Origin of the sequence: Micromonospora sp. NPDC047620, assembly GCF_043205005.1 — a bacterium.
Taxonomy (GTDB): domain Bacteria; phylum Actinomycetota; class Actinomycetes; order Mycobacteriales; family Micromonosporaceae; genus Micromonospora.
The window spans coordinates 1-1,131 of the sequence record NZ_JBIDDG010000172.1; the positions used below are offsets into that span (position 1 = coordinate 1).

The 1,131-nt window shown below is 67.3% G+C and carries 2 protein-coding genes; one reads left to right on the plus strand and one right to left on the minus strand.

Features of this window, described 5'->3' with window-relative positions; genetic code table 11:
• On the minus strand, window positions 1-422 hold a 422-nt coding region (locus ACGF5C_RS35035), incomplete at its 3' end, for an NAD(P)-binding protein (protein WP_393308747.1).
• Window positions 423-549: 127 nt separating this feature from the next.
• Between ACGF5C_RS35035 and ACGF5C_RS35040 the strand changes: the two genes are divergently transcribed.
• On the plus strand, window positions 550-1,131 hold a 582-nt coding region (locus tag ACGF5C_RS35040; protein WP_393308748.1), incomplete at its 3' end, for an enoyl-CoA hydratase.

Here is a 1,131-nt window from a genome sequence, read left to right on the forward strand (position 1 = left end):
GAGAGGTTTTCGCCGACCACGGTCTCGACGTGCAACAGCCCGTCCACCAACGTCCCCGGACATGTTGCGGTGGTTGCCCGATCACATACCACCCGTACCGACACCGGCCGGCGAACACGCAGGTCGAAACGCTTCTCGTACAGCTCGAAATAGTGCGGCACCGCGGTCGCGGCGGGTACGGAATCCGAGCCGGGCGGCAGAGTTTCGGTGAACGACATCCCCGGCAGGTCGTGCACGCGATTCACGGTGCTCAAAGTCAGTGAGGGCCAGCGGAATTGCCATGCCCCGCCGGGACCGGGGGAGTGGTCGACGATGAGGAAGTCGGTTCCCGGTGTCAATCCGAGCCGCCGCAGGTGATAGCCGACCGACAGTCCGGCCTGGCCGGCGCCGATCACCACAATCTCGAAATCGGGTGCGGTCACCGCCGTCACAGTACGCGTCGGGTGCGCTGCGGTAACTGTCCGCCGCATACAGTGGAGTCGATACCGACCGGCGGGTGCGGTGAGGTGTGCCCCCGGAAGAGAAACCGCGCGAATGGGGAGAGGTCAGATGCTCGCAGTGAGCCGGGATGGTGACGTGGTCACCATCGAATTACAGCGCCCGCAGCGGCGCAACGCCCTCAACAACGAGTTGGTGGCAGCGTTGCGCGAGGCCGTCACGACCGCAGCGGCCGACGCGCGGGTGATCGTGCTGACCGGTCAGGGGCCGATTTTCAGCGCCGGAGCCGATTTGTCCGGCGTCTACTCGTCGGATTTCCTCGACGGACTGCTCGGTCTGTTGCACACCATCGAAACGGTCCCGGTGCCGGTGATCTCCGCCATCAACGGCGGCGCGCTCGGCGCCGGGGTGCAGCTGGCGCTGGCCTCCGACCTGCGGGTGATGAGCCCGGATTCCTATATCGCCATTCCGGCCGCGAAGCTGGGCATCTCGGTGGACCGCTGGACGGTGCGCCGCCTGGTCTCGCTGATCGGCGGCGGCCCGGCGCGGACCGTGCTGATGGGCGCCGAGAGCGTGTCCGCTTCCGACGCATACACTTTCGGCTTCGCCAACCGCCTCGGCACGCTGGCCGACGCGCAGGAGTGGGCCAAGTCGATCGCCCAGCTCGCCCCGCTCTCGCTGCGCCACCTCAAG